Annotated in this window: 7 protein-coding genes; 5 read left to right on the top strand and 2 right to left on the bottom strand. The window is 72.0% G+C overall.

Annotated elements, in window-relative coordinates; translation table 11 throughout:
* Positions 1–194 precede the first annotated feature (194 nt).
* The gene (locus AB0435_RS33695; protein ID WP_366428694.1) at positions 195–1,295 is read right to left on the bottom strand and encodes an amidohydrolase family protein; all 1,101 of its coding nucleotides are present in this window, start codon (positions 1,293–1,295) and stop codon (positions 195–197) included.
* A 384-nt stretch (positions 1,296–1,679) separates the two neighbouring features.
* On the opposite strand from AB0435_RS33695, the gene ectA reads away from it, so the two are divergent.
* The 4 genes from ectA (at position 1,680) to thpD (ending at position 4,911) form a co-directional block, all read left to right on the top strand.
* The gene (ectA, locus tag AB0435_RS33690) at positions 1,680–2,228 is read left to right on the top strand and encodes a diaminobutyrate acetyltransferase (protein ID WP_366428693.1); all 549 of its coding nucleotides are present in this window, start codon (positions 1,680–1,682) and stop codon (positions 2,226–2,228) included.
* Between the two features lie 54 nt (positions 2,229–2,282).
* Positions 2,283–3,551, top strand: coding sequence for a diaminobutyrate--2-oxoglutarate transaminase (ectB, locus tag AB0435_RS33685; protein WP_366006544.1), 1,269 nt, complete (start codon positions 2,283–2,285; stop codon positions 3,549–3,551).
* Between the two features lie 69 nt (positions 3,552–3,620).
* On the top strand, positions 3,621–4,019 hold the full coding sequence (locus tag AB0435_RS33680) for an ectoine synthase (RefSeq protein WP_366006543.1): 399 nt from the start codon (positions 3,621–3,623) through the stop codon (positions 4,017–4,019).
* Between the two features lies 1 nt (position 4,020).
* Entirely contained in the window at positions 4,021–4,911 is an 891-nt protein-coding gene (thpD, locus tag AB0435_RS33675; protein ID WP_366428692.1) for an ectoine hydroxylase, read from the top strand.
* Between the two features lie 54 nt (positions 4,912–4,965).
* On the opposite strand, the gene AB0435_RS33670 is transcribed toward thpD, so the two are convergent.
* Positions 4,966–6,006: an aminotransferase class V-fold PLP-dependent enzyme gene (locus AB0435_RS33670; RefSeq protein ID WP_366428691.1), complete on the bottom strand. Its 1,041-nt coding sequence runs from the start codon at positions 6,004–6,006 to the stop codon at positions 4,966–4,968.
* A gap of 184 nt (positions 6,007–6,190) precedes the next feature.
* Between AB0435_RS33670 and AB0435_RS33665 the strand changes: the two genes are divergently transcribed.
* Positions 6,191–6,358: a hypothetical protein gene (locus AB0435_RS33665; RefSeq protein WP_366006541.1), complete on the top strand. Its 168-nt coding sequence runs from the start codon at positions 6,191–6,193 to the stop codon at positions 6,356–6,358.
* The last annotated feature ends 357 nt before the right edge of the window (positions 6,359–6,715 follow it).

The following is a 6,715-nucleotide window of genomic DNA, read 5'->3' as shown; positions in this document are numbered from 1 at the left end:
GTCCTGTGGAGCGCCCGGGCATACAGTGGTGGACATGACCATTCAGGACCCGGATCTGGAGTCGGACATACCGGGCAAGCCGACATCCGCCTCGCCGGCGATTGAGGACGCGGCCGCAGGTCGCTCCCGCCGCAGGCGGCAATTCACCCGCACCCGGCAACGGAAACCGCACCCAGCGGAAAGCGCCCGGACGGCTACCGCACCACCCTCCCCCTGAGTACCACCCGGCGCGGAGCGCCCAGCACCCTGACGTCCTCGCGGGGGTCGCTGTCGTAGATCACCAGGTCCGCGGGGGCGCCCTCCTCCAGGCCGGGGCGGCCGAGCCAGGAGCGTGCGCCCCAGGACGCCGCCGCGAGCGCGGCCGTCGCGGGGATACCCGCCTTGACCAGTTCGGCGACCTCCTGGGCCACCAGGCCGTGCGCGAGGGATCCGCCCGCGTCCGTACCGACGTAGACGGGGATGCCCGCGTCGTACGCCGCGCCCACCGTCTCGTAGCGCCGCGCGTGCAGGCGGCGCATGTGGTCCGCCCAGCGCGGGAACTTCCCCTCGCCGCCCCGCGCGAGGGCCGGGAACGTCGCGATGTTGACCAGCGTCGGCACGATCGCCACGCCCCGCTCGGCGAAGAGTGGGATCGTCTCCTCGGTCAGCCCCGTGGCGTGCTCGACGCAGTCGATGCCCGCCTCCACCAGCGGCGCGAGGGACTCCTCGGCGAAGCAGTGCGCCGTGACCCGCGCCCCCAGCCGGTGCGCCTCGGCGATGGCGGCCTCCACCGCGCCGCGCGGCCAGCACAGCGACAGGTCGCCCGTCTCGCGGTCGATCCAGTCGCCGACGAGCTTGACCCAGCCGTCACCGCGCCGCGCCTCGCGCGCCACGTAGGCCACGAGGTCCTCGGGCTCGATCTCGTGCGCGTAGTTGCGGATGTAGCGGCGGGTGCGGGCGATGTGGCGGCCCGCACGGATGATCCGCGGCAGGTCCTCGCGGTCGTCGATCCACCGGGTGTCGGAGGGGGAGCCCGCGTCCCGCAGCAGCAGCGCGCCGGCGTCGCGGTCCGTCAACGCCTGCTTCTCGCTGGTCGATTCGTCGACCGGGCCGTGGGCGTCGAGCCCCACATGGCAGTGGGCGTCGACGAGGCCGGGGAGCACCCAGCCTTCGAGGGTGGTGACTTCGCGTGCGCCCGCCGGGCGGTCGAAGGTGATCCGGCCGTCCACGGCCCACAGTTCGTCGCGGGTTCCGCGGTCGGGGTCGGGGCTGGTGAGCACGCGTCCCTTGATGTGCAGCACTTCGCTGTCGCTCATGGGATCACTGTATTCGGGGGCGTGTTCGGCGCGGCGGGGGTCGCCGGAGTGGCACCCCGGGGCATCGGCCCGCGGGCTGTATTCGATTCGGTTCGGTCTTCGGTCCCGATTTCCCTCACATATACGTGAATGCAAATTCCCTGCCTTCGCCTGCCCCCGTGCCCTGACCCTAAACGCGCGAATTTTATTGACGCCCGAGCGGGTGGATCTTTCCTGTGACCGACCCCACAAATCCGCCCGGAGTGTCCGGTAATAGCCGACAAATCAGCGCTGTTTCGGGGTGGCTCGCGCGTCCGCCCACTCGCGCGATAACACGGCGGCGCCGCCCCGGTAAAGACCACACCCCCATGCATTTTTCGATTCACCTCGGTAAATTCACTCCGCATGACCGCCGCACAAGCAGACCTTGTACGTGCCCGCAGAGAATTCCCGGAAATGCCGGAGGGGCTCACGCTCGACAGCCCGCGCGTCGAGGACGGGGCCGCGATCTGGCGGATCGCCCGTGACTCGAAGGCGCTGGACCTCAACTCCTCGTACAGCTATCTGCTGTGGTGCCGCGACTTCGCCGCCACCTCCGCCGTGGCCCGCGGCGCCGACGGGGAGCCGGCCGGCTTCGTCACCGGCTACATCCGCCCCGACCGGCCCCACACGCTCGTGGTCTGGCAGGTCGCCGTCGACCACGCGCACCGCGGCCGGGGCCTGGCCGCCGCGCTGCTGGACGGCCTCGTCGCCCGGGTCGCCCGGGAGCTGGGCGTGCGCGGTGTCGAGACCACCGTCACGCCCGACAACACCGCGTCCAACCGGCTGTTCGCCTCCTTCGCCGAGCGCCACGGAGCGCCCCTGGAGCGCGAGGTGCTCTTCGACGGCGGCCTGTTCCCCGACGGCGGGCACGCCCCCGAGGTCCTGCACCGCATCGGCCCCCTCGCGGCCTGACCTCCCCGAGCCACCCCCCCCGAGCCACCACCCCCGTCCTTCCTGGAGTGTGCTGTGACCATCACCCCGCCCGCACTGAGCGTCTTCGAGAGCCTGGAGTCGGAGGTGCGCAGCTACTGCCGCAGCTGGCCCGCCGTCTTCGACCGCGCCCACGGCAGCCGGATGTACGACGAGGACGGCCACACCTACCTCGACTTCTTCGCCGGCGCCGGGGCGCTCAACTACGGCCACAACAACCCCGTGCTCAAACGCGCCCTGCTCGATTACCTCGAACGCGACGGCGTCACCCACGGCCTGGACATGGCGACGGCCGCCAAGCGTGCTTTCCTGGAGACCTTCCAGGACGTCGTGCTGCGGCCGCGCGACCTGCCGTACAAGGTGATGTTCCCCGGCCCGACGGGCACCAACGCCGTGGAGGCCGCGCTCAAGCTGGCCCGCAAGGCCAAGGGGCGCGAGTCGGTCGTCTCCTTCACCAACGCCTTCCACGGCATGTCGCTGGGCTCGCTCGCCGTCACCGGCAACGCCTTCAAGCGCGCCGGGGCCGGCATCCCGCTGGTGCACGGCACGCCCATGCCCTTCGACAACTACTTCGACGGGCAGGTCCCGGACTTCCTGTGGTTCGAGCGGCTCCTGGAGGACCAGGGCTCGGGTCTCAACACCCCCGCCGCCGTGATCGTCGAGACGGTGCAGGGGGAGGGCGGCATCAACGTCGCGCGCCCCGAATGGCTGCGCGCGCTCGCCGCGCTGTGCGAGCGGCGCGACATGCTGCTGATCGTCGACGACATCCAGATGGGCTGCGGCCGCACCGGCGGCTTCTTCTCCTTCGAGGAGGCGGGCATCACGCCGGACATCGTCACCCTCTCCAAGTCCATCGGCGGCTACGGCATGCCGATGGCGCTCACCCTCTTCAAGCCCGAGCTCGACCTCTGGGAGCCCGGCGAGCACAACGGCACCTTCCGCGGCAACAACCCCTCCTTCGTCACCGCGGCCGCCGCCCTGAACACCTACTGGACCGACGGCCAGATGGAGAAGCAGACCCACGCCCGCGGCGAGCAGGTCGAGCAGGCGCTCCGCGCGATATGCGCCGAGCACCCCGCCCTGGGCGGGAGCTTCCGCGGCCGGGGCCTGGTCTGGGGCCTGGAGTTCACCGACCGGGCGCGGGCGTCCGCCGTCGCCGCGCGCGCCTTCGAACTCGGCCTGCTCATCGAGACCTCCGGCCCCGAGAGCGAGGTCGTCAAGCTGCTCCCGGCCCTGACCATCTCTCCCGAGGACCTCGACGAGGGCCTGCGCATCCTCGCCCGCGCGGTCCGCGAGACCGCCTGAGCGGCAGCCCGGCCGAGAGAAACACCGAAGAAAAGCACCAGAGAAACCCCCGAAGAAAGAGGCACCACCGTGATCGTCCGCTCGTTCAAGGACATCGAGGGCACCGACCGGCACGTCAAGGCCAAGTCGGGCACCTGGGAGAGCAAGCGCATCGTCCTCGCCAAGGAGCGCGTCGGCTTCTCCCTGCACGAGACCACGCTCTACGCCGGCACCGAGACCTCCATGTGGTACGCCAACCACATCGAGGCCGTCCTCTGCGTGGAGGGCGAGGCCGAACTCACCGACGACGAGACCGGCGAGAAGCACTGGATCACGCCCGGCACGATGTACCTCCTGGACGGCCACGAGAAGCACACCATGCGGCCGAAGACCGACTTCCGCTGCGTCTGCGTCTTCAACCCGCCGGTCACCGGCCGGGAGGACCACGACGAGAACGGCGTCTACCCGCTGCTCACGGAGGAGGGCTGACATGACGGCCACGGCCGAAGACCTCTACCCCACCCGCGGCGCCCATGAGGAGCCCGTCCCCCGCCAGGACCCCGTCGTCTGGTCCGGCCCCGGCACCCCCGGGCCGATCGGCACGGCGGAGCTGGAGGGCTACGACCGCGACGGCTTCCTGACGGTCGATCAGCTCCTCGGTCCGTACGAGGTGGCCCGCTACCGCGCCGAGCTCGACCGGCTGATCGCCGACCCCGCCGTGCGGGCCGACGAGCGCGCGGTCATCGAGCCGAAGTCGCAGGACGTGCGCTCGGTCTTCGAGGTCCACCGCATCAGCGAGGTCTTCGCCGCGCTCGTGCGCGACCCCCGCGTGGTCGGCCGGGCCCGGCAGATCCTCGGCTCGGACGTCTACGTCCACCAGTCCCGGATCAACGTCAAACCCGGCTTCGGCGCCTCCGGGTTCTACTGGCACTCCGACTTCGAGACCTGGCACGCCGAGGACGGGCTGCCGCGCATGCGGACCGTCTCGGTCTCCATCGCCCTCACCGAGAACCACGACACCAACGGCGGGCTGATGATCATGCCCGGCTCGCACCGGACGTTCCTCGGCTGCGCCGGCGAGACGCCGCGCGACAACTACAAGCAGTCGCTGCGCATGCAGGACGCGGGCACGCCCTCCGACAAGGCCCTGACCGGCTTCGCCGAGCAGCACGGCATCAAGCTGTTCACCGGACCGGCCGGGTCGGCGACGTGGTTCGACTGCAACTGCATGCACGGTTCCGGCGACAACATCACGCCCTTCCCCCGCAGCAACGTCTTCATCGTCTTCAACAGCGTGGAGAACGCGGCGGTGGAACCGTTCTCCGCACCGGTGCGCAGGCCGGAGTTCATCGGCGCGAGAGATTTCACGCCGGTGGTGTGACGGCGGGAGCGAGCGCCGGCCGGGCCGCATCCGCCGGCCCGGCCGGCGCTCGCGTCACAGCGCCTCCAGCAGCCGGTCCACGTCGGCGGCCGTGTTGTAGAGGTGGAACGCCGCGCGGAGACGGCCCGCGCGGGCGCTCACATGCACCCCCTGCGTCGCGAGCCGCTCCGCCGCGCCCCCGAGGCCCGGGACCGCCACGATCGCGGAACCGGCCGCCTCCACCGGCGCGTGGCCGAGCCGGGCGACCCCCACGCGGAAGCGGTCGGCGAGCGCCACGTCGTACGCCCCGACGCGCTCCACACCGAGCGACTCCACCAGGCGCAGGCTCTCGCGGGCGGCGACGTACGAGAAGACGGGCACGTTCTCGTCGAAGCGGCGCGCGGACGCGGCCATCGGCTCGACCCGCCCGTAGCAGCTCTCCCGCGGATCCTCGCCCGAGACCCAGCCCGCGAACACGGGGACGAGGCCGCCGAGGTCCTCCGGCACGGTGAGGAAGGCGGTGCCGCGGGGGCACATCAGCCACTTGTAGCCGACGCAGGCCGTGTAGTCGTGGGCGGCCGCGTCCACGGGCAGCCAGCCCGCGGCCTGGCTGACGTCGATCAGCGTACGGGCGCCGTGGGCGCGGGCGGCGGCGCCGATCGCGTCGAGATCCGCGATCCGGCCCTCCGCCGACTGCACGGCACTGACCGCGACCAGGGCCGTGCCGGGCCGCACCTCTTCGGCGATCCGCTCCAGCGGCACGGTGCGCACCCGGAGGCCGGGGCGCACGTGGAAAGGGTTGACGAGCGAGCTGAAGTCGCCCTCCGCGACCAGGACTTCGGACCCTGCGGGCAGGGACTGGGCGATCAGCCCGCAGTACACCGCCACCGAACTCCCGGCGGCCACCCGCCCGGCGGGCACGCCGAGCAGCCGCCCGCAGGCCGCGCGCGCCGCCTCCACCGCCGCCGAGAACACCTCCTCCTGCGGCCGCCCCTCGGACGCGGCGGCGACGGAAGCGGCCATGGCCGCGGCGGCGCCCGTGGGGATCAGGCCCGAGGCGGCGGTGTCGAGATACGTGGTCCCGGGGCTGAAGTGATCAGGTGCGAGGCTCTCCATGCGGCTCCACTATCCGCGCGGACGGTCCTCCCGTCCACGAGGTCAGGGGCGTCCGTCCTCCTCAAGGCCGAGAAGGGCGCGGCGCGTTCTGCCCCGGGGACGAGAAAAGGATCAGTCCTGCGGCGGAGAGGGTCTGCCGCCTGGGCCGACGCGCCGCGCGCCCCGCCGCGGCGAAGCTGGTCGTATGAACCTGACCGCGGTGCCCGCGCCCGGCGCGGCCTTCGACGACGACCACGTCACCGTCTTCCCGGTGGGCGACGATCACGCGACCGCCGTGACCGGATGTCCCCGCCCAGGAGCGCGGCAGCGGGCGGGGCCGCCGGGCCGGCCACGCGGCGGGCGACGCGTGTGACGGGAATCGACTCACGCGCCGGGCGAATCGAATACCGTTGCGAAACCTACTCGTTGGGGTGAACTGGCCCCAGGTGACTGCCCGTTCACTCTCAAGAGGTCAAATATGGCGGGGTCCCGCCGTCGGCGCGGCGGTGTCCCCCATGGACCGCGCCGACGGCACCACGCCTCTTGTGGGGGTTCCACACACGTGTACAGCACCACCAGCCCTTCCTTCGGCATGCCCGCACGCCGTCTCGCCGCGCTCGCGGTGACGGCCGCCGCGACCGCGACCGTCGTCGCCGGACCCGCGCACGCCACCGGAAGCGGCTCCGGGAGCGGCTCCGGCGGCCAAGGGAAGTCCGGCGCGGCCGTCCTG

The sequence above is a fragment of the Streptomyces sp. NPDC051173 genome, assembly GCF_040689515.1.
Lineage (GTDB): Bacteria > Actinomycetota > Actinomycetes > Streptomycetales > Streptomycetaceae > Streptomyces.
This window is presented reverse-complemented; position numbering and strand designations above follow the sequence as displayed.